The sequence below is a fragment of the Kribbella sp. NPDC043289 genome (assembly GCF_056436705.1).
Map to the genome: position 1 here is coordinate 1117914 of NZ_JBWKCB010000001.1, position 20019 is coordinate 1137932.

Sequence of the window (20019 nt, forward strand, 5' to 3'; positions counted from 1 at the left end):
CCCGAGCCTATTGCGGCCCACCGACATGTTCTCGCTAGGCTCGCCAGTCATGCGACTCGGACTCAACATCGGCTTCGTCTACGGCGGCGACGACCATCTGGACCACCTGAGGCTGGTCAAGGAGGCCGAGGCGCTCGGTTTCTCGGTCACCTGGGCCGCGGAGGCGTACGGCTCGGACGCCGCCACACTGCTCAGTTGGATCGCCGCCCAGACCACCACGATCGACGTCGGCGCGGCGGTCTTCCAGATCCCGGCCCGGACGCCGGCGATGACCGCGATGACGGCGGCCACCCTGGACCGCCTGTCGAACGGCCGTTTCCGGTTGGGCCTCGGCGTCTCCGGGCCGCAGGTGTCGGAGGGCTGGCACGGGGTGCGTTTCTCTCAGCCACTGCTCAGGACCCGTGAGTACGTCGACATCGTCAACGCGGCGCTCCGTCGCGAGACGGTCGCCTACGAGGGGAAGTACTTCACGCTCCCGCTGCCCGACGGACCCGGCAAAGCCCTCAAACTGACTGTGCGGCCGATCCGCGACCACGTACCGGTGTACCTGGCCGCGGTCGGACCGAAGAAGCTCGAGCTGGCCGGCGAGATCGCCGACGGCTGGCTCGGGATCCTGAACGACCCCGGATTCCTTGGAGAGCAGTTGACGCACATCAGGACGGGCCGGCAAACCCGTCACGGTTCCGAGAGCCTCGACGGTTTCGACGTCGTGGCGTCGGTGCCGGTCATGGCCGGAGACGACCTGCAGGCCGCGGCCGACCCGATCCGTGGGTACGCCGCCTTGTACATCGGCGGCATGGGCGGCCGGGAGAAGAACTTCTACAACGCGCTCGCGGTCCGGATGGGCTACGCCGACGAGGCGAAGGAGATCCAGGACCTGTACCTGGACAAGAAGCACCGCGAGGCGATGGCCGCCGTACCGTTCGGCTTCCTGGACTCGATCTCGCTGCTCGGTGACAAGCAGCGGATGGCCGAGAAGCTGACGGCGTACGCCGAGGCGGGGGCGACGACCGTCGCGCTGACGCCGTTCGCGTCGACCGTGGAGCAGCGGATCGCCGACCTGCACACCGCGGCCGAAGCCCTCGAACTGGCCGGGGTCGGCAGCTGATGACGATCCTGGACGCCATCATCCTCGGCATCGTCGAGGGCCTGACCGAATTCCTCCCGGTCTCCAGCACCGGGCACCTGACGATCGTGTCGAAGATGCTCGGCCTGAAGATCGACGACCCGTCGATCACCGGCTTCACGGCCGTCATCCAGGTCGGCGCGATCGCCGCCGTCGTCCTGTACTTCTGGAAGGACATCCAGCGGATCGCGGTCGCCTGGGTCCGTGGGCTGGCCAAACCGGAGTACCGCGGCGAGTTCGATGCCCGGATGGGCTGGTACGTGATCGTCGGCTCGGTGCCGATCGTGATCGTCGGCTTCCTCGCCCGGGACCTGATCTCCGGACCGCTGCGCAGCCTGTGGTGGGTGGCCGCGGCGCTCATCGGCTGGTCGTTCGTGATGGTCGCCGCGGAGCGCCTGGGCAGCAAGAGCCGGCCGTTGACGCGGATCACGTTCGTCGACGCGCTGGTGATGGGCCTCGTCCAGTGCCTGGCGCTGATCCCCGGCATCTCGCGGTCGGGCGCGACGATCTCGGCCGGTCTGTTCCGCGGACTCGAGCGGGTCGCCGCGACCAGGATCTCGTTCCTGCTCGGCATCCCGGCCCTCGTCGGGGCCGGCGTCTACGAACTGAAGGACGCGGTCAACGGCAACGTCGGGGTTGTCCCGCTGATCGTCGGGACCGTGGTGAGCTTCGTCGTCGCCTACGTGTCGATCGCCTGGCTGCTGCGGTTCGTCGCCAAGCACACGATCGAGGTCTTCGCGTTCTACCGGCTGCTGCTCGGCGTCGTCCTGATCATCCTGCTCTCGACGAGCACGATCACCGCAACCTGAGGTCGGGTCTGGCGGTCCAGCGCCTACTGCGCGGCACTCGGCACGGCACCTCGCCGCACGGGAGCAAAGGCCACGATGCTCCGCATCGAGACCTTCACTCCCGTGCGGCGAGCTACCGCACCGAGCACCTGCTCGCTACGGCGCCGGACCGCCAGACCCGACCTAAAGCCAGCCGACCTTGCGGAAGAAGCGGTACATGGTGACGCAGACCAGCGCCATCACCAGCAGGATCGCGTAGTAGCCGAAGTGCCAGCGGAGCTCGGGCATGTTGTCGAAGTTCATCCCGTAGATGCCGGCCAGCATCGTCGGCACGGCGGCGATCGCGACCCACGCCGAGATCTTCCGCATGTCGTCGTTCTGCTGCACCGACACGCGCGCGAGATGCGCGTTGAGTGCTGAGGACAGCAGTGTGTCGATCGCCTCGGTCTGGTCGGAGACCCGGCTGAGGTGGTCGGCCACGTCGCGGAAGAACGGCCCGGCCTTCGCGGCCAGGCCGGCCATACCGTGCGCGAATTGCTCCATCGGTTCGCGCAGCGGATCGACCGCCCGGCGCATCTCCAGCACCTCACGCTTCAACCGGTAGATCCGCTCCGCGTCGCTGGTCCGCTCGGGGGAGAACACCGAGGACTCGATCTCGTCGACGTCGATCTCGACCTGCCCGGCGACGTGCTCGTAGTCGTCCACTACCTCGTCACAGATCGCCCACAGTACGGCGGCCGGCCCGTGCCCGAGCATCGACGCGCGTTCCTCGAGCTCGTGCCGCGTCGTGGCGAGCTCGCCACCCTCACCGTGCCGCACCGTCACGACGTACCGCGGGCCGACGAAGACGGTCACCTGACCGGTCTCGACGGCGTCGCCCTCGTCGACGTACCAGAGGGTCCGGAGCACGACGAGGAGCGTGTCGCCGAAGCGTTCCACCTTGGGACGCTGGTGCAACTGCAGCGCGTCCTCAACTGCGAGGTCGTGCAACCCGAAGAGCCGCTGTACCCGCGCCATCTCGGCGTCCGAGGGCTCGTGCAGACCGATCCACCCGAAGCACTGCCCGTCGTCGTCGATGGCCTGGGCAACCGTCTCGGGATTCTTGGGCAGGTCCTGCCGTTCCCCCTCGGCGTAGACCCCGCAGTCGACGATCACGCCACCCATCATTGCATCAGGGGTTGCGCCGACCGGATAACGTGCCTTCCATGCCCACCGTGATTCTCGTCCGCCACGGTCGTAGTGCCGCGAACACCTCCGGAACGCTGGCCGGGCGGACGCCCGGCGTGAAGCTCGACGCCACCGGGATCGAACAGGCCGCCGCCGTCGCGGGCCGGCTCGCCGAGCTGCCGCTGGCCGCGATCGTCACCTCGCCGTTGGAGCGCTGCAAGCAGACCGCGGCCGCGATCGCCAAACACCATCCGGAGTTGCGTCCGGCAACCGATCGCCGGCTGACCGAGTGCGGGTACGGCGACTGGACCGGCCAGAAGATCGCGACACTCGCAAAAGACCCACTGTGGGCCGTCGTACAGCAGCACCCGTCAGCGGTCACCTTCCCGAACGGCGAGTCGATGCGCGGCATGCAGCAACGCGCCGTCGACGCGGTGCGCGCACACGACGCCGAGCTCGCCAAGACCCACGGAGACGGCGCGATCTGGGTGGCGGTCTCGCACGGCGACGTGATCAAGGCGATCGTCGCGGACGCGCTCGGTCAGCACCTGGACACGTTCCAGCGGATCGTCGTGGACACCGCGTCGACGACGATCATCACCTACACCCCGGTGCGCCCGTTCCTGGTCCGGCTGAACGACTCCGGCAGCGAGCTGGCCTCCCTGATTCCTAAGCCGTCAGCGAAAGCCAAGCCGAAGAAGCAGTCCTCGGACGCGGTAGTCGGTGGACGGTAATAGGGTCTAGGTATGGCGCGAGTTGTGCACTCCTTCGACGACCCCGAGCGGTTCGTCGCCGGCACCGTGGGGGAACCCGGTGCCAGGACCTTCTTCCTGCAGGCCCGGGCCGGGCATCGGCTGACCTCGGTGGCGTGTGAGAAGGAACAGGTGATGGCCCTCGCGGAGCGGCTCGACGTGATGCTGGACGAGGTCGCCCGGCGCTTCGACCGGGACCCGGTCGCGCAGGGCGGGTCGGACGACAACGCGCCGCTCGAGCAGCCGATCGAGGAGGAGTTCCGGGCCGGCACCATGACGCTGGCCTGGGAGGCCGACGCGGAACGCGTGGTGATCGAGGTGTTCGCGGTCGTCACCGGTGAGCAGGTCGAGCTCGAGGAGGAGGACCCGGTCGCCGCGGCGATGGAGTCCGACGACGCCGAGGTGTTCGTGGTCCGGATCACCGAGGAGCAGGCGCGGTCGTTCGCCCGCCGCGCGGTCGCATTGGTCGCGTCCGGTCGCCCGAGCTGCCCGTTCTGCGGCCGGCCGATCGACGCCGACGGCCACATCTGCCCGCGCGCCAACGGCTATCGCAGGCACCTCCCGGAATGACGGTCGACCCGGAGCTCCTCGCCCTCGGAGAGCTCGCGCTGCACGGCCGCCTGGTGGCCGCCTCGAACGGTACCTACCAGGGTTCGGTGAGCCTGGCCGGCGAGACCGCGACGGTGGTCTACAAACCGGTCGAGGGGGAGCGCCCGCTGTGGGACTTCCCCGATGGCACGCTGGCCCAGCGCGAGTTCGCGGCGTACGTCGTCTCGGAGGCGCTCGAGTGGTCGGTCGTGCCACCGACTCTGTTGCGCGACGGTCCGCTCGGTGTCGGCATGGTGCAGCTGTGGATCGACGAGGCCGAGCTCAAGGCGGGGGAGACCGAGCTGGTCGACATCGTCCCGCAGGGCCGCGTGCCGTCCGGCTGGGTCGGTGTGCTGGAGGCTCTCGACGGCCGCCACAACCCGGTGACGTTGGTGCACGCGGACAATGACGCGTTGCGCCGGATGGCCGTATTCGATGCCGTGGTCAACAATGCCGACCGCAAGGGCGGCCACGTGCTGAACCCGGGCGACGGCCGGGTGTACGGCGTGGATCACGGCGTCACGTTCAACGCCGACGACAAGCTCCGCACGGTGTTGTGGGGTTGGGCCGGCGACCCGATCTCGGCCGACCTGCTCGACGACGTACGGCGGTTGGCGGATCAGCTGGCCGGTGCGCTCGGTCAGCAACTCTGCGAGCTGATCACCACTGTCGAATTGACGGCGACCAGGGAACGTTGCGCGGCGCTGCTCAAGACTGGCACGTTCCCGTACCCGAGCGACGACTGGCCGGCGATTCCCTGGCCCGCGTTCTAGGCCTTCGGTTCGACGTTCACGTTGGCGAGCCGACCTTGCTCGTCGTACGACGTGACCACGATGCTGCCGTTCGGCGCCGTACCCCGGAGGAACTCGGCGTTCTCCTGGAACTGGAAGCCGAAGTGCTGGAAGTAGCCGCGGACCACTCGCCGGTGGTCGGCCGGGAACACGCTCACCGCGGTCGTCAACAGCCGGGGTGTCGCGAGCGCGTCGAAGCCCGCGCGCGGCAGCTGCTCGTCAGCCACGTGCAGGTAGACGTGTCCGCGGCCCTCGTTGATCGCGGTCGACCAGACACCACGACCGCCGAGTACGGCGCCGGCCGTGATCGCCAGCGTGATCGCGGCCTGCTCCGGCTGCGGGAAGCCGCTCAGGTCCGGGCTGTCCGTGGTGAACTCGGCGATCCGGTGCTGTTCGCCGAACGCGCGGATGCCGGCCGTCGGCGCGACGGCCGGCGCGTCCGCGCCGAAGCCCGGGTTCGCCCAGCCCCACAGCCAGGTGTGGTCGAGCTCGGAGAAACTGCCGAGCAGCGAGACCCGGCCGAGGACGCCGCGCTCGCCGGTCAGCGTGCGGGCGTCGAGGTCGGCCTGCAGCGAGTCGGGCCCGACGACCTCGTTGAACAGGTCCTGCTGCTGGATCGAAGCGGCGGCGATCCAGGCGCCGTACGCCTGGAACTCGGGGCTGAAGTCTGCTGATGCGCTCATCACCCGCGAGGCTACCGGCCATCGGGCGCATAGCTCACCCCACTGTCCACCGCAGCCCGGACCACGGAATGGAACCGTGTCGCGTCATTGAAAATCGGACTGGCATAAGCTCCGACACATGCAGGCGTGGACGAAACCAGACATCCCGGTCGTACCCGGGCCGGCCCGGCGGCTTCGCCTCTACGACACCGCGTCCGGCGGCTTGGTCGAGGTCCCGCCGGCCCCTGGCGACACCGACGGGCCCGCGCGAATGTACGTGTGCGGCATCACGCCGTACGACGCGACGCACATGGGGCACGCGGCGACGTACGTCACGTTCGACCTGGTGAACCGGCTCTGGCGGGACGCGGGGTACGACGTCTCGTACACGCAGAACATCACCGACGTCGACGACCCGCTGCTCGAGCGCGCGACCGCGACCGGCGTCGAGTGGACCGATCTCGCGGCGCAGGAGATCCAGCTGTTCCGCGACGACATGACCGCACTCCGGGTGATCCCGCCGCAGCACTACATCGGCGTCGTCGAGTCGATCGACCTGGTCGCGGACGCGATCGAGGACCTGAAGCGCGCGGGCGCCGTCTACTCGGTCGACGGCGATCTGTACTTCGCGGTGAAGACTGACCCGGCCTTCGGCGGGGTGTCCAACTACGACCGCGAGACGATGAACGAGCTGTTCGCCGAGCGCGGTGGCGACCCGGAGCGCGAGGGCAAGCAGGACCCGCTGGACAGCCTGCTGTGGCGGCACGAGCGGCCGGGTGAACCGGCCTGGGACTCACCGCTCGGACGCGGCCGCCCGGGGTGGCACGTGGAGTGCTCGGCGATCGCGCTGAAGTACCTCGGGATGACGTTCGACGTCCAGGGCGGCGGGTCGGACCTGATCTTCCCGCACCATGAGATGTCCGCGAGCGGCGCTCAGGTGGCGACGGGGGAGCACCCGTTCGCGCGCGCTTACGTGCACCAGGCGATGGTCGGTCTCGACGGCGAGAAGATGTCGAAGTCCAAGGGCAACCTGGTGCTGGTGTCGAAGGAGCGGCTGGCCGGCGTGGACCCGATGGCGATCCGCCTCGCGCTGCTCACCCACCACTACCGGACGGACTGGTTCTGGACCGAGTCCGACCTGACCGACGCGCAGGCGCGGCTGGACGTCTGGCGCGGCGCGATCGGTCGCGGCGCGGGACCGGACGGTTCGGCCGCGGTGGACGCCGTACGGGCGGCACTCACGAACGACCTGGACAGCGCGGGCGCGCTGGCGGCTGTCGACGCGTGGGCCGAGGCCGAGGGTGACGACCACGAGGCGCCCGCCCTGGTCGCCCTCGCCGTCGACGCTCTCCTCGGTCTCAAGCTCTAGCAAACAGTTCGGGGAGGGCCGACCGTCCTCCCCAGACTGGAGATCAGCCGGTGACGGGCTGGTGGGTCTTGACGGGGGTCGGGACCGGCGCCGACGGCGGGGTGTCGATCTGCGCGGGGGCCGGGTTCTCCGGGTGCGGGGTCGGCTTGGGCTTCGGCTTCGCGGCCGGTTTGGCGCAGGTCGCCGACGCCAGGTTGATGGTCTCGGCACCGCCACCGAGATTGATGCTCAGACCGGTGATCGTGAACGCGCCGTCGGAGTGCTTGCCCTGACTGTTGACCGTGATGGTCGCCAGCGGGTTGGACGGCAGCGACGCGCCCTGCTTGGTGCTCGGCAGCTTGATCGCCTGACCGAGCAGCGTCAGCCCGCCGATGTCGACGCCGCCCTGGTCACCGGAGCAATAGACGTTCAGCGCGTCGATGGACAGCAGCGACTTCGGCGGCGTGAGCAGCAGTTTGCACAGGTCGGGCAGGTTCTTGACCGGCAGGTCCTTGGTGCTGAACTTGGGCAACGGCAGGCCGAGGTCGGGCAGTGCGATGTCCGGGACAGGCAGGTCGTTCGCGCCGGTGGACGGGAGCGAGTTGCACTGCTCCTTCAGTTCCGGCGGGATCTGCACCTGGTTCAGGATGTCCGGGCCGACCACGATGTCGAACAGCTCGACCGAGGCGGAGTCGTTGCCCGCGGTCGCCGTACCGGCCCGGACCGAGAGCAGCGGGTTCTTCGGGAGCTCGAGCGCGGACGTCGTCTGCCGCTTGCCGTCCAGCGATTCGGCGTACGGCGTCTTCGCGATCGGCACCTGGCCTTCCGCGCTCACGGCGTACGCCGAGGACGGCCGGGCCGCCGCGTTGCCGACCGGCGCACTCGCGACCAGGCTGAACGTCACGACGCCTGCCACGGCCGCAGCCGTCAGCACGGTCGGAGTCAACTGTCGTCGCATCGGACCTCCTTATTTGCTGTCGATCAGGACGAGCGTCCCGAGCGGAACCTTCTGCAGGTGGGCGAGAGCGGTCTTCGGCACCCGGACGCAGCCGGCGCTGATCGCCGCCCCGAAGACATGGGGATTCGGCCAGCCGTGGATCGCGACCGTACCAGGTCCGCCACCGAACGTGTCCAGAGTGGGACTGTGCGCACCCAACGGCAGCACGACGGGAGAGGCCGAGCGCTTGTGGTCGATGATCGAACCGAGCAGGAACGTCCGGCCGGGCGGTGTCGGCGTCTTGGTCGCGCCGACGCCGGCCTTCCAGGAGCCGAGGCTCTTGTTGTTGAGGAAAAGCTCCAGCGTCCGCGAGCTGGTGTGCACGCGGATCAGATACGACGAGGTCGCGCGATCGAGGTCCTCGTCCTGGAGCCAGCCCGTGGACCGGTTCGGCTTGGAGGGGAGCAGGACCCGGACCCACCCGTCGGTCTGCTCCACGACCGGCAGCCAGGTCGGCCCGAACTGGGTCGGGCCGATCTTGCCGACGGCGTCCGCGTCGGGTGCGCTGAACAGTGCGGCCTCGCCACGCGGGTGTACGACGAGCCCGCCGGTCCCGGAGAACGGCTGGGTGTCGAGGGGAGCGGTAGCGATCGTGGTGGCAGTCGTCGAGGCGGTCAGCGTGCTCAGGTCGACGTCGATGTGTTTCGTCTTGTTGCCGAAGATCCCGACCGCGGCGACGATCCCGAGCAGCACGAGCACGGCGAGCGCAGGGATGGAGCTGGCGCCCCGCTCGTCGCGCATGCTGTTACTCCCCGTGGTCCCGGTGACGGCACGCCGTCACCCCCCCCAGTTGTCCGGTCGAGAATAAACCCATCGGTAACAACGCGCCACGCCTCGTCGGGTTACGGCCGGGCGAAATGCTCCGCGATGGCGTCGCTGGTGGTCAGCCAGACGTCCGGCTGCGCCGCAATGTACTCGAGCGCGAGGTTCAGGTACTTCGCCCGGAACGGCTGCCCGATCACGAACGGATGCAGCGCGAGCGCCATCACCCGCCCGGTCTCCGCGGAGTCCTCGCGAAGGACGTCGTACTGGTCCTTCACCATCTGGAGGAAGTCCGGGCCGCTGAGGCCGCGCAGGAACAGGCCCAGGTCGTTGAGCTCGACGGTGTACGGGACGCTGAGCATGCCGGGGACGTTCAGGCGGTACGGCTGGTCGTCGTTGGTCCAGTCGAGCACGTAGCTGTAGCCGAGCTCGGACAGCAGTTGCGGGGTGTTGTGGGTCTCGGTGAGCCCGGGGCCCATCCAGCCCTTCGGACGCTGCCCGGTCGCCTTCTCAATGGTCTCCGTGATGTCGGTGAGGACGCGGCGTTCCTCGTCGGGCTCGTACCCGGTGTGCAGGGTCGTGTTCGTTTTGCCATGCGCCAGCCAGGCCCAGTCGCGCGCGACGCCGGCCTCGATGATCTGCGGGTTGTGCTCGGCGACCAGCGAGTTGACGAGCGCGCTGGCGCGGACGCCGTACCGGTCGAGGATGTCGATGGTGCGCCAGATGCCGACGCGTTCGCCGTACTCGCGCCAGCCCTGGTTGAGGGCGTCGGGCTTGAGGTCGAGCGGCCAGATGCTGGTGGACGGCTGGTCGGGCAGGAAGTGCTCGATGTTGAGGCCGACGTAGAAGGCCACGCGCTTGCCGTCGGGCCAGTCGAGGCGGGGTCGTTCCGGGAGCGGGCTGTAGTCGTAGAGCGTCATGTCTGGACGGTAGAGTCTGACATCAGTGTCAGGTTCAAGTCCGGAGGTCGGTCGGGTGCGGATCGGTGAGCTCGCGGAGCGGACCGGGGTCAGCGTGCGCTCCCTGCGGTACTACGAGGTTCAGGGCCTGCTCGTCTCGGAACGGACGACCGGCGGGCAGCGCGAGTACGCCGAGCGCGCCGTCGACCGGGTGATCCTGATCCAGGAGCTGTTCGCGGCCGGGCTGCACAGCAAGAAGATCGCGCAGCTGCTGCCCTGCATGCGCGACCCCGACGGCGGGCCCAACGAGCGGGCCACGCCGGAACTCGTCACCGAACTGACCGCCGAGCGGGAGCGGATCGACCGAATGATCGCCGATCTCACCACGTCCCGCGGCGTCCTCGACGACGTCATCGCGACAGCGAACCGGGAAATGCCCTAGTCGCTCGGGTGGTTCTTGTTGCGCCGCTTCAGGTAGCGCTCGAACTCGGCGGCGATCGCCTCACCGGTGGCCTCCGGCAGGTCGGCGGTGTCGCGCTGCTCCTCCAGCGAGTGCACGTACTCCGCGACCTCGGGGTCCTCCTCGCTCAGCTCGTCGGCGCCACGCTGCCAGGCGCGGGCCAGCTCGGGCAGGTCACCTTCGGGCATCGCGACGTCGAGCAGTGCCTCGATCTTGCCGAGCAGCGCGAGCGACGCCTTCGGGCACGGCGTGCCGGCGATGTAGTGCGGGATCGCGGACCAGATGCTCACCGAGGGGACGCCGAGCGTGCCGCAGAGGTCGGCGAAGACCCCGGTGATCCCGGTCGGGCCCTCGTATGTCGACGGCTCCAGGCTCCACGACGCGGTCAGCTCCGGGTCCGACGAGGTCGCCGAGACGGGGATCGGCCGGGTGTGCGGCGAGTCCGCGAGCAGGGCGCCGAGGACGACGACGATCTGCGCGTTCGACTCGTCGACGATCTCCAGCAGCTCGCTGGAGAACGCCCGCCAGCGCATGTTCGGCTCGATGCCGCGGATCAGCAGGACGTCGCGGTCGCTGTCCTCGGGGCGGGCCACGTAGACCCGGGTGGTGGGCCAGGTCAGCTGCCGGACACCGTCGTCGTCGAGGCCGACCTGGGGGCGGTTCACCTGGAAGTCGTAGTAGTCCTCGGGGTCGATCTCCGTGACGAGTTCGGCGTCCCACTCGTCGATCAGGTGGTCGACCGCGCCGGTGGCCGCCTCGGCCGCGTCGTTCCAGCCCTCGAACGCGGCGATCACGACCGGGTCCCTCAGGTTCGCGAGATCAACCACTCGCAGGCCCCCTGTCGTCTCTGTAGCCAACTCTCCGGCGCTCGCCGGACCGGACTGCCAGCCTACGTGTTCGCTCCTCGCCGTGCGTCGGGTTTCACCCCGGGCGAACCGTGTCGCGGACCCGAAATGTCCGGATCTGGGGCGACCAGGGAGAATGGGCACGGCAAAGAGACCTGATCGGTGTGTGGACGACGTAGAGGAGCGGTAGTTGCCGGCCCTGCAAGCGGTGTTGTGGGACATGGACGGGACGTTGGTCGACTCCGAGACGGTCTGGGCGGAGGTGCAGCTCGAGCTGATGGCCGAGCTCGGCGCGACCTGGACGATCGAGGACTGCATGACCTTGATCGGGAGCGACCTGCGGGACGCGGTCCAGGTGTGGCTGGCGCGGATCCCGGAAGGCGTGATCACCGCCGACGAGCTGGCCGACCGGATGTTCTCCGAGGTGGTCGAGGCGCTGCGCAAGCAGGTCACGTTCATGCCGGGGGCGCTGGAGCTGCTCCAGGCGCTGCGCAAGGAGGAGATCCCGTGCGCGCTGGTCTCCGCGTCGTACCGGGTGATGATCGAGGCGGTGCTCGGGCATCTGCCGCCGGACCCGTTCGACGTGATCGTGGCCGGCGACGAGGTGACGCTCGGCAAGCCGCACCCGGAGCCGTACCTGACCGGTGTGGAGCGGCTGGGCGTCGATCCGGCGTACTGCGTGGCGATCGAGGACTCGGTGACCGGTACGCAGGCCGCGACCGCGGCGGGGCTGTACGTGGTCGCCGTACCGCAGTTGGTGACCGTTCCGGAGGCGCCGCGCCGGCTCGTGGTGAAGTCGCTCGAGCCGCTCACACCGGAGTCTCTGCGCGCTCTGCTCCATTGAGGAGCTACCGTCACTTGGTGCCCTCGGGGGCGTTGTTGGGGTAACGGGCTGGGAAAGGTGAGACGGTGAGCGAGTGGGTGCGCCGGGTATCGGCGGCCGCGGCGGTGGGGGCGTTGGGCGTGTCGCTGGCGGCATGCGGTCAGCCGGACGACAAGGCGCCGCTGCCGGGCGAGCAGACGCCGAAGCTGGCGATGCTGCGGCTCGCCACCACGGACGCGATCTCGTCCCTCGACCCGGCCGGTCCGTACGACGTCGGCTCGCGGACCGTCCAGGCGAACCTGTACCAGACCCTGCTGACGATCCTCCCGGACAAGCCCACGCCGGTGCCGGACGCGGCCGACTGCCAGTTCGACTCGCCGACGACGTACACGTGCAGCCTGAAGGAGCACCTGACCTTCCCGAACGGGCACGAGTTGACCTCGTCGGACGTGAAGTTCAGCTTCGACCGGCTGGTCCGGCTGAAGACACCCGGGGGAGCGGCCTCGCTGTTCGCGTCGGTGAAGTCCGTGAGTACGCCGGACGACCTGACGGCCGTGTTCAACCTGACCACCCCCGACGCCCGGCTCCCGTACCTGCTCACCACGACCGCGTCCTCGATCGTCGACGAGCAGGTGTACCCGGCCAACAAGCTGCTGAAGACCGAGGCCGTCGGCAGTGGGCCGTACCAGTTGGCGGCGTACAAGCCGGGGTCGGAAGTGACCCTCACCAAGTTCTCCGGATACCGCGGTCCGCGGGCGGCGCAGAACGACGGCGTCACGATCAGCCTGATGAAGGACTCGGCCGCGCTCTACCAGGCCGTCACCACCGGCAAGGCGGACCTCGCGTTCCACGGGTTCGGCCCGAGCCTGCTGGACAAGCTGCGCAAGTCCGACAAGGTCCAGGTCGTCGAGACCAACTCCGCGGAGATCCGGTTCTTCGCGTTCCAGATGAAGTCGCTGCTGGCCCGCAATCCGGCCGTACGGCGGGCCGTCGCGCAGCTGATCGACCGCCAGGCGATCGCGAAGCGGGCGTACGGCGACCATGTGTCGCCGCTGTACTCGGTCGTGCCGCCCGGTTTCGGTGGGCAGGTCGACGCGTTCCGGACCGAGTACAAGCAGCCGAGCAAGGCGGCCGCCGCGGCGATCCTGAAGCAGGCGAACATCGCCGTACCGGTCCCGTTGACGGTCGGCTGGACGCCGACGCAGTACGGGGCCGGCGCGAAGGCCGAAGTACTCGAGCTGAAGCGTCAGCTGGAGGCGTCGGGGCTGTTCCGGGTGACATTGCGGAGCGCCGAGTGGCCGCAGTACCAGGTGGGGACCAAGGCGGGGGCGTACGACCTGTTCCAGGGCGGGTGGGTGCCGGAGTACCCGGACGCCGACGACTATCTCGCTCCGTTCATCGCCAGTGACGGCGCGTTCGCGGCCAACGGGTACCGCTCGGCCGCGGCGACCAAGCTGCTGCAGCAGCAACGGACCGAGCAGAACGGTCTGAAGCGCGACGACCTGATCGCGCAACTACAGGGAGTGATCGCGCTGGACGCCCCGGTGATCCCGAGTTGGCAGGGACGTCTCGCGGTGGTCGCGAGCAACGACGTGGAGAACGTGAAGACGGCCGTCGACCCGCTGTCGTTCCTGTATTTCTCCGGATTACGCCGCTGACCTCGGGCTGACACAAAAATGCCATGGCAGTAACGGTTCGCGAGGCTCCCGCGACCGTCGGTGCGACGCCGTGGTTTACTGCGGAAAGTCCACATTCCGGGACGATTTCCTGACGATCACGATCGGGCAACGCAGCACTTTCCGCGTTTGACTCCGCGCTGTAATGGCGGCAGGTTAAGGCCGCAGCCACACCGGATTTCGTTCCGGTTCACCCGAACCGAGGCAGGGGTACACAGCGCGTGAGCACGCCACTCGAGGTCGAGCCGGGATCATCGTCGGCACAGCCGGAGGCGGTACTCGAAGGCGCCGGCAAGATCGAGGGCCGGTCGCTCTGGCAGATCTCCTGGATGCGACTGAAGCGGGACAAAGTCGCGATCGCCGGAGGTTTCGTCGTCCTGCTCTTGATCCTGGTCGGGATCTTCGCGCCGCTGCTGTGCAAGCTGGTCGGCGTCACACCGAACGACTTTCACCAGGACCTCGTCGATGCGTCCCTGCAGACGCCGATCGGCAAGTTCGGCGGCGTCAGCTGGGACCACCCGCTGGGCGTCGAGCCGGTGAACGGCCGCGACATCTTCGCCCGGATCGTCTACGGCGCCCGGATCTCGCTGCTGATCGCGTTCCTGGCCACGCTGGTGTCGGTGGTGATCGGTGTCGTCATGGGCATCACCGCCGGGTACTTCGGTGGCTGGGTGGACACGCTGATCAGCCGGGTGATGGACATCTTCCTGGCGTTCCCGCTGGTGCTGTTCGCGCTGGCGCTGGTCGGCGCCGTACCGGACTCCATCCTCGGGCTCAGCGGTGACTCGCTGCGGGTCGGCCTGATCGTGTTCATCATCGGGTTCTTCAGTTGGCCGTACATCGGCCGGATCATCCGTGGTCAGACGCTGTCGCTGCGTGAGCGGGAGTTCGTCGACGCGGCCCGGAGCCTGGGCGCGCGACGCCCGTACATCCTGTTCTCCGAGCTGCTGCCGAACCTGATCGCCCCGATCCTCGTCTACGCGACGCTGCTGATCCCGACCAACGTGCTCTTCGAGGCTGGGCTGTCGTACCTGGGCGTCGGTGTCCGCCCGCCGACCGCCAGCTGGGGCGACATGTTGTCGATCGCGGCGAAGTGGTACTCGGTCGACCCCTGGTACATGATCTCGCCGGGCCTGGCGATCTTCGTCACGGTGCTGGCCTTCAACCTGTTCGGCGACGGGCTGCGCGACGCACTCGACCCGCGGTCGCGGTAGGACTTCTCTCCAACCAGGGAGCCTGGGCTCTCACTAATAAAGGGGTGCTACAAGAGATGAGATGGAATCGCATCACGACGGCGACCGCCGTCAGTGCGGCCGTCGCCCTCAGCCTGGTGGCTTGTGGGGGACCGAAGGCGAAGCCGGGCGGCTCCTCCTCCGAGGGGGGCGCGACGGCGGAGTACAACGCGGCGGTCGGCAAGGTGTTCAACCCGAGTGACAAGAAGGGTGGCACGCTCCGGATGGCGATCACCCAGCAATGGGACTCGACCGACCCGGGCGACACCTACTACGGCCTGTCCTGGAACCTGGTGCGCAACTATGTCCGGCCGCTGATGACGTTCGCGGCGAAGCCGGGCGCCGAGGGTGCCAAGCCGGTGCCGGACCTGGCCGAGGCGCCGGGTGTACCGAGTGACGACGCCAAGACGTGGACCTACAAGATCCGCAAGGGCGTGAAGTTCGAGGACGGTACGCCGGTCACCTCGAAGGACGTCAAGTACGCCGTCGCGCGCTCGCTGGACAAGGTCACGCTGCCCAACGGCCCGACGTACTTCAACGACTTCCTGCTGGACATCCCGAAGGGCTACAGCGTCTACAAGGACAAGTCGCTGGCCGGTGTCGCGAAGGCGATCGAGACGCCGGACGACCAGACGATCGTGTTCCACCTGAACAAGCCGTTCGCGTCCTTCGACTACTTCGCGCAGCTGCCGTCGACGGCCCCGGTGCCGCAGGCCAAGGACACCGGTGCGAAGTACAAGGAACACCCGATCGCGACCGGCCCGTACAAGTTCGGCACCTACAACCCGAACAGCGGCTTCAACCTGGTCCGCAACGACCAGTACGACCCGGCGACCGACCCGGACTCGGGCCGCAAGGCGCTGCCGGACCAGATCACCATCGCGTACAACGTCGAGGGCACCGACATCGACAACCGGCTGCTGGCCGGTGACCTGGACGTCGACCTCGCCGGTACCGGTGTGCAGCCGGAGACCCAGGCGAAGATCCTCGCCGACCCGAAGCTGAAGGCACACGCCGACAACGTGCCGGCGCCGCGGCTGAACTGGACCGTGATCAACAGCCAGGTCCCGCCGCTGGACAACATCCATTGCCGCAAGGCCGTGCTGTACGCCGCCGACCACGAGGGCTACCAGCGCGCGTACGGCGGTCCGATCGGTGGCGACATCGCGACGAACCTGATGCCGCCGGGCGTCTCCGGGTCGGAGCAGTTCGACGACTACGGTTTCAAGACCGACAAGAACGGCAACGTCGACAAGGCCAAGCAGGAACTGCAGCAGTGCGGCCAGCCGAACGGCTTCGCGATGAACATCACCTACCGCACCGACCGGGCCAAGGAGAAGGCCGTTGCCGAGACGCTGCAGCAGTCGCTGAAGCGGGTCGGCATCAACCTGACCACCAAGCCCTACCCGACCGGTGACTACACCAAGCTGTACGCCGGCAAGCCGGACTTCGCGAAGGCGAACAAGCTCGGCCTGATCGTCTACAGCTGGGGCGCCGACTGGAACGACGGCTTCGGCTTCCTGAGCCAGATCGTCGACAGCCGGGTGATCCGCGACTCCGGTGGTAACACCAACCTCGGTATCCGTATCCCCGAGGTCGACGCGATGATCGACCAGGCCCTCAAGACGACCGACGAGACCGCCCGGAACAAGATCTGGGTGGACATCGACAAGAAGGTCATGGAGCAGGCGGCGGCGCTGCCGGGCATCTGGGCCAAGGGCCTGCTGTACCGTCCGGACACGCTGGCCAACGTCTTCAGCAACGACGGTCAGAACATGTACGACTACGCGGCGATCGGCCTCGCCCAGAAGTAGTTGCTCTGACCAACCATCATTTCGCCAGCAGAGGTAGGTGAAGGCTGACGGTGGCCGATGATCGTCTTCGATGACCATCGGCCACCAGGCCGCGCACGGTGCTCGCATATCTGATCCGCCGGGTGATCGGGGCAGTGATCCTGCTCTTCATCGTCACGGCTGTCACGTTCTCGATCTTCTTCCTGGTCCCGCGGCTCGGCGGTGCCACGGCGGACGACCTGGCCTCGCGGTACGTCGGCCGGAGCGTCGGCAAGGAGCAGATCCACCAGACCGCGGTCAAGCTCGGCTTCACCGACCCGCTCTACGTGCAGTACGGCCGGTTCATCAAGGGCCTGTTCGTCGGCACGGAGTACAACTACGGTCCGGGCACCGAGCACTGTCCGGCGCCCTGCTTCGGGTACTCGTACCTGACCCAGACCCCGGTGTGGCCGGACCTGGTCGCGCGAATACCGGTGACTGCCTCACTGGCGGGTGGTGCGGCGTTGATCTGGCTGGTCACCGGAGTCGGGACCGGCATCGTCTCGGCATTGAGACGCGGCTCGGTCCTGGACCGATCACTCATGGGCGTGGCCTTGGCCGGGGTCTCGCTGCCGATCTTCTTCACCGGCCTGTTGTCACTGTCCATCTTCAGTTACGGCCTCGGCTGGACCGCGCAGGGCGGGACGAATCCACTCGACGAGACGAACCCGTTGTGGTGGGCCTACGACCTGATCCTGCCGTGGGTGACACTCGCGTTCCTGTACGCCGCGGCGTACGCGCGACTCACCCGGGCCGGCATGCTCGAGACGATGAACGAGGACTTCGTCCGGACCGCGCGGGCGAAGGGCCTGGGCGAGCGGGACGTGATCATCAAGCACGGGCTGCGGTCGGCGCTGACGCCGATCCTGACGATCTTCGGTCTGGACCTCGGCCTGTTGCTGGGTGGTGCGATCCTGACCGAGACCACGTTCTCGCTGCCGGGCATCGGTCAGTACGCCGTCATCGCGCTGCAGGCCAACGACCTGCCGAAGGTGCTCGGGGTGACGCTCGTCGCCGCGTTCTTCATCGTGATGGCGAACTTGATCGTGGACGTGCTGTACGCCGTAGTCGACCCGAGGGTGCGGATCTCGTGAACGAGCCGATCGAAGAAGTCCAGGATTCTGTCCAGGATCCCGTCCACCGGGTCGCGCGCGGCGAGGCGTTCCTCGATGTCCGGGACCTGAAGGTGCACTTCCCGACCGACGACGGTGTGGTGAAGTCCGTCGACGGGATCTCCTTCAAGCTGGAGCGCGGCAAGACGCTCGGGATCGTCGGCGAGTCCGGCTCCGGCAAGAGCGTCACCAGCCTGTCGATCATGGGGCTGCACAAGCCGGGGGTCGCGAAGATCAGCGGCCAGATCTTCCTCGACGGCCAGGACCTGGTGTCCTCGTCGCGCGAGGAGGTCCGGCAGTTGCGCGGCAAGCGGATGGCGATGATCTTCCAGGACCCGCTGTCCGCGATGCACCCCTTCTACACGGTGGGCCACCAGATCATCGAGGCCTACCGGGTGCACAACGACGTCAGCAAGGCGGTCGCGCGCAAACACGCGATCGAGATGCTCGACCGGGTCGGCATCCCGCAGCCCGACCGGCGCGTGGACGCCTACCCGCACCAGTTCTCCGGCGGCATGCGGCAGCGCGCGATGATCGCGATGGCGCTGTCCTGCGACCCCGACCTGCTGATCGCCGACGAGCCGACCACGGCCCTCGACGTCACCGTGCAGGCGCAGATCCTGGACCTGATCCGGGACCTGCAGCGGGAGTTCAACTCGGCCGTCATCATCATCACCCACGACCTCGGCGTGGTGGCCGAGCTGGCCGACGACATCCAGGTGATGTACGCCGGCCGCGCGGCGGAGTACGGCACCGCGGAGGACATCTTCGACGGGCCGCTGCACCCGTACACCTGGGGTCTGCTCGGTTCGATGCCGCGGATCGACCGGGAGCGCACCGAGCGGCTGATCCCGATCAAGGGCACGCCGCCGAGCCTGATCAACGTGCCGAAGGGCTGCGCGTTCAACCCGCGCTGCAACTACGCGCACCTGAACGGCGGCGCCAGCGAGACCGAGCGGCCGGAGCTGCTCGACACCGGTGACGGTCACCTGGTCGCCTGCCACCTCTCCCCACAGAACCGCCAGAAGGCGTGGGAGACCGACATCAAGCCGAAGCTGTGAGCGGCACTGGGAATGGGACGCCGACTGTGACATCTACTGACGCCGAATCGACTCCGAAGGTCCCGAAGCTGGGCGAGGAGCTGCTGTCGGTCGACGGCCTGGTCAAGCACTTCGCGATCCGCAAGGGTTTGCTACAGCGCCAGGTCGGAGCGGTCCAGGCCGTTGACGGACTGTCCTTCAGCGTGAGCCGCGGCGAGACGCTGTCGCTGGTGGGTGAGTCGGGCTGTGGCAAGACCACGACCGGCCGGCTGCTGACCCGGCTGGAGACGCCGACGGCCGGCAAGATCGTCTTCGAGGGGCGCGACATCAGCCACCTCGGCGAGGGGCGGATGCGGCCGCTGCGTCGCGACGTGCAGATGATCTTCCAGGACCCGTATGGCTCGCTGAACCCGCGGCACACCGTCGGCAAGATCGTCGGCGCGCCGTTCCGGCTGCAGAACGTGAAGACCGAGCACGGCGTGAAGCGAGCCGTGCAGGAGCTGCTCGAGCTGGTCGGTCTGAGCCCGGAGCACTACAACCGGTACCCGCACGAGTTCTCCGGCGGTCAGCGGCAGCGGATCGGGATCGCCCGGACGCTCGCGCTGCGGCCGAAGCTGATCGTGGCCGACGAGCCGGTGTCCGCGCTGGACGTGTCGATCCAGGCGCAGGTGGTGAACCTGCTCGAGGACCTGCAGGACGAGTTCGACCTGACCTACGTGATGATCGCCCACGACCTCTCGGTCGTGCGGCACGTGTCGGACCGGGTCGCGGTGATGTACCTGGGCAAGATCGTCGAGCTCGCCGACCGGGTCAGCCTGTACGAGAACCCGATGCACCCGTACACGGTCGCGCTGCTGTCGGCCGTGCCGGTTCCGGACACCAAACGTAAGGCCAAGCAGGAGCGGATCCGGCTGCAGGGTGACGTCCCGAGCCCGATCAACCCGCCGCCGGCGTGCCGTTTCCACACCCGCTGCTGGAAGGCGCAGGAGATCTGCAAGACGGTCGAGCCGCCGCTGATCCAGCTGTCCGAGGGACACCAGACCGCGTGCCACTTCCCGGAGAACGCGACGCCGGAGCAGGAGCAGACGGCTCAAGCAGCCGCCAAGAGCTGACCAAAGA

20 protein-coding genes are annotated in these 20019 nt (G+C 68.2%); 14 read left to right on the forward strand and 6 right to left on the reverse strand.

All coding sequences use genetic code 11. The annotated features are described in order from the left end of the window. The first annotated feature begins 49 nt into the window (after nucleotides 1-49). Both AC0662_RS05255 and AC0662_RS05260 read left to right on the forward strand, forming a co-directional pair. The gene (locus tag AC0662_RS05255) at nucleotides 50-1108 is read left to right on the forward strand and encodes an LLM class F420-dependent oxidoreductase (RefSeq protein ID WP_478298691.1); all 1059 of its coding nucleotides are present in this window, start codon (nucleotides 50-52) and stop codon (nucleotides 1106-1108) included. Then, nucleotides 1108-1935, forward strand: coding sequence for an undecaprenyl-diphosphate phosphatase (locus tag AC0662_RS05260; protein ID WP_452198473.1), 828 nt, complete (start codon nucleotides 1108-1110; stop codon nucleotides 1933-1935). The genes AC0662_RS05255 and AC0662_RS05260 overlap by 1 nt, the downstream gene beginning before the upstream one ends. Before the next feature lie 162 nt (nucleotides 1936-2097). On the opposite strand, the gene corA is transcribed toward AC0662_RS05260, so the two are convergent. Further along, on the reverse strand, nucleotides 2098-3078 hold the full coding sequence (gene corA, locus AC0662_RS05265; RefSeq protein ID WP_452198475.1) for a magnesium/cobalt transporter CorA: 981 nt from the start codon (nucleotides 3076-3078) through the stop codon (nucleotides 2098-2100). A 41-nt stretch (nucleotides 3079-3119) separates the two neighbouring features. Between corA and AC0662_RS05270 the strand changes: the two genes are divergently transcribed. From AC0662_RS05270 to AC0662_RS05280, 3 genes are read left to right on the forward strand one after another with little or no spacing between them, the layout of a single operon-like run. Beyond that, complete coding sequence (locus AC0662_RS05270; protein ID WP_452198477.1) at nucleotides 3120-3815, forward strand: histidine phosphatase family protein; 696 nt, start codon at nucleotides 3120-3122, stop codon at nucleotides 3813-3815. Between the two features lie 12 nt (nucleotides 3816-3827). Next, entirely contained in the window at nucleotides 3828-4403 is a 576-nt protein-coding gene (locus AC0662_RS05275; RefSeq protein WP_452198479.1) for a DUF3090 domain-containing protein, read from the forward strand. Next, nucleotides 4400-5194: an SCO1664 family protein gene (locus AC0662_RS05280; protein ID WP_452198480.1), complete on the forward strand. Its 795-nt coding sequence runs from the start codon at nucleotides 4400-4402 to the stop codon at nucleotides 5192-5194. The genes AC0662_RS05275 and AC0662_RS05280 overlap by 4 nt, the downstream gene beginning before the upstream one ends. On the opposite strand, the gene AC0662_RS05285 is transcribed toward AC0662_RS05280, so the two are convergent. Beyond that, complete coding sequence (locus AC0662_RS05285; protein WP_452198482.1) at nucleotides 5191-5895, reverse strand: DUF6882 domain-containing protein; 705 nt, start codon at nucleotides 5893-5895, stop codon at nucleotides 5191-5193. The two genes, AC0662_RS05280 and AC0662_RS05285, sit on opposite strands and share 4 nt — an antisense overlap. A 118-nt stretch (nucleotides 5896-6013) precedes the next feature. Here AC0662_RS05285 and mshC point away from each other — a divergent pair, with 118 nt between their 5' ends. Continuing rightward, nucleotides 6014-7243 carry a cysteine--1-D-myo-inosityl 2-amino-2-deoxy-alpha-D-glucopyranoside ligase gene (gene mshC, locus AC0662_RS05290; protein ID WP_478298695.1) on the forward strand — a complete coding sequence of 410 codons (1230 nt, stop codon included), beginning with the start codon at nucleotides 6014-6016 and terminating at the stop codon, nucleotides 7241-7243. 43 nt (nucleotides 7244-7286) lie between these two features. On the opposite strand, the gene AC0662_RS05295 is transcribed toward mshC, so the two are convergent. The 3 genes from AC0662_RS05295 to AC0662_RS05305 all read right to left on the reverse strand — a co-directional run bounded on the left by AC0662_RS05295 (nucleotide 7287) and on the right by AC0662_RS05305 (nucleotide 9901). Then, nucleotides 7287-8180 carry a hypothetical protein gene (locus AC0662_RS05295; RefSeq protein WP_478298697.1) on the reverse strand — a complete coding sequence of 298 codons (894 nt, stop codon included), beginning with the start codon at nucleotides 8178-8180 and terminating at the stop codon, nucleotides 7287-7289. A 9-nt stretch (nucleotides 8181-8189) separates the two neighbouring features. Then, complete coding sequence (locus AC0662_RS05300; RefSeq protein WP_452198486.1) at nucleotides 8190-8960, reverse strand: L,D-transpeptidase family protein; 771 nt, start codon at nucleotides 8958-8960, stop codon at nucleotides 8190-8192. A 101-nt stretch (nucleotides 8961-9061) separates the two neighbouring features. Next, a complete protein-coding gene (locus AC0662_RS05305) occupies nucleotides 9062-9901 on the reverse strand; it encodes a polysaccharide deacetylase family protein (protein ID WP_452198488.1) in 840 nt (279 codons plus the stop codon). A 55-nt stretch (nucleotides 9902-9956) separates the two neighbouring features. Here AC0662_RS05305 and AC0662_RS05310 point away from each other — a divergent pair, with 55 nt between their 5' ends. Then, entirely contained in the window at nucleotides 9957-10322 is a 366-nt protein-coding gene (locus AC0662_RS05310; RefSeq protein WP_452198489.1) for a MerR family transcriptional regulator, read from the forward strand. Here AC0662_RS05310 and AC0662_RS05315 read toward each other — a convergent pair. After that, a complete protein-coding gene (locus tag AC0662_RS05315) occupies nucleotides 10319-11167 on the reverse strand; it encodes a PAC2 family protein (RefSeq protein WP_452198491.1) in 849 nt (282 codons plus the stop codon). The genes AC0662_RS05310 and AC0662_RS05315 overlap by 4 nt on opposite strands. Nucleotides 11168-11375: 208 nt before the next feature. On the opposite strand from AC0662_RS05315, the gene AC0662_RS05320 reads away from it, so the two are divergent. From AC0662_RS05320 to AC0662_RS05350, 7 genes are all read left to right on the forward strand, one after another. Next, the gene (locus AC0662_RS05320; RefSeq protein WP_452198493.1) at nucleotides 11376-12029 is read left to right on the forward strand and encodes an HAD family hydrolase; all 654 of its coding nucleotides are present in this window, start codon (nucleotides 11376-11378) and stop codon (nucleotides 12027-12029) included. A 65-nt stretch (nucleotides 12030-12094) separates the two neighbouring features. Continuing rightward, nucleotides 12095-13666 carry an ABC transporter substrate-binding protein gene (locus AC0662_RS05325; RefSeq protein ID WP_478298701.1) on the forward strand — a complete coding sequence of 524 codons (1572 nt, stop codon included), beginning with the start codon at nucleotides 12095-12097 and terminating at the stop codon, nucleotides 13664-13666. Nucleotides 13667-13905: 239 nt separating this feature from the next. Further along, a complete protein-coding gene (locus AC0662_RS05330; RefSeq protein ID WP_452198497.1) occupies nucleotides 13906-14898 on the forward strand; it encodes an ABC transporter permease in 993 nt (330 codons plus the stop codon). A gap of 56 nt (nucleotides 14899-14954) precedes the next feature. Beyond that, entirely contained in the window at nucleotides 14955-16730 is a 1776-nt protein-coding gene (locus tag AC0662_RS05335) for an ABC transporter substrate-binding protein (RefSeq protein ID WP_452198499.1), read from the forward strand. A 98-nt stretch (nucleotides 16731-16828) separates the two neighbouring features. Further along, the gene (locus tag AC0662_RS05340) at nucleotides 16829-17842 is read left to right on the forward strand and encodes an ABC transporter permease (protein WP_452198501.1); all 1014 of its coding nucleotides are present in this window, start codon (nucleotides 16829-16831) and stop codon (nucleotides 17840-17842) included. A gap of 8 nt (nucleotides 17843-17850) precedes the next feature. Further along, complete coding sequence (locus AC0662_RS05345; protein ID WP_478300194.1) at nucleotides 17851-18921, forward strand: ABC transporter ATP-binding protein; 1071 nt, start codon at nucleotides 17851-17853, stop codon at nucleotides 18919-18921. A gap of 26 nt (nucleotides 18922-18947) precedes the next feature. Continuing rightward, nucleotides 18948-20012 carry an ABC transporter ATP-binding protein gene (locus AC0662_RS05350; protein ID WP_452198503.1) on the forward strand — a complete coding sequence of 355 codons (1065 nt, stop codon included), beginning with the start codon at nucleotides 18948-18950 and terminating at the stop codon, nucleotides 20010-20012. Nucleotides 20013-20019 lie beyond the last annotated feature (7 nt).

Coding starts and splice junctions, on each gene's coding strand:
- AC0662_RS05255 (WP_478298691.1), top strand. CDS start 50: ATGCGACTCGGACTCAACATCGGCTTCGTCTACGGCGGCGACGACCAT.
- AC0662_RS05260 (WP_452198473.1), top strand. CDS start 1,108: ATGACGATCCTGGACGCCATCATCCTCGGCATCGTCGAGGGCCTGACC.
- corA (WP_452198475.1), bottom strand. CDS start 3,078: ATGGGTGGCGTGATCGTCGACTGCGGGGTCTACGCCGAGGGGGAACGG.
- AC0662_RS05270 (WP_452198477.1), top strand. CDS start 3,120: ATGCCCACCGTGATTCTCGTCCGCCACGGTCGTAGTGCCGCGAACACC.
- AC0662_RS05275 (WP_452198479.1), top strand. CDS start 3,828: ATGGCGCGAGTTGTGCACTCCTTCGACGACCCCGAGCGGTTCGTCGCC.
- AC0662_RS05280 (WP_452198480.1), top strand. CDS start 4,400: ATGACGGTCGACCCGGAGCTCCTCGCCCTCGGAGAGCTCGCGCTGCAC.
- AC0662_RS05285 (WP_452198482.1), bottom strand. CDS start 5,895: ATGAGCGCATCAGCAGACTTCAGCCCCGAGTTCCAGGCGTACGGCGCC.
- mshC (WP_478298695.1), top strand. CDS start 6,014: ATGCAGGCGTGGACGAAACCAGACATCCCGGTCGTACCCGGGCCGGCC.
- AC0662_RS05295 (WP_478298697.1), bottom strand. CDS start 8,180: ATGCGACGACAGTTGACTCCGACCGTGCTGACGGCTGCGGCCGTGGCA.
- AC0662_RS05300 (WP_452198486.1), bottom strand. CDS start 8,960: ATGCGCGACGAGCGGGGCGCCAGCTCCATCCCTGCGCTCGCCGTGCTC.
- AC0662_RS05305 (WP_452198488.1), bottom strand. CDS start 9,901: ATGACGCTCTACGACTACAGCCCGCTCCCGGAACGACCCCGCCTCGAC.
- AC0662_RS05335 (WP_452198499.1), top strand. CDS start 14,955: ATGAGATGGAATCGCATCACGACGGCGACCGCCGTCAGTGCGGCCGTC.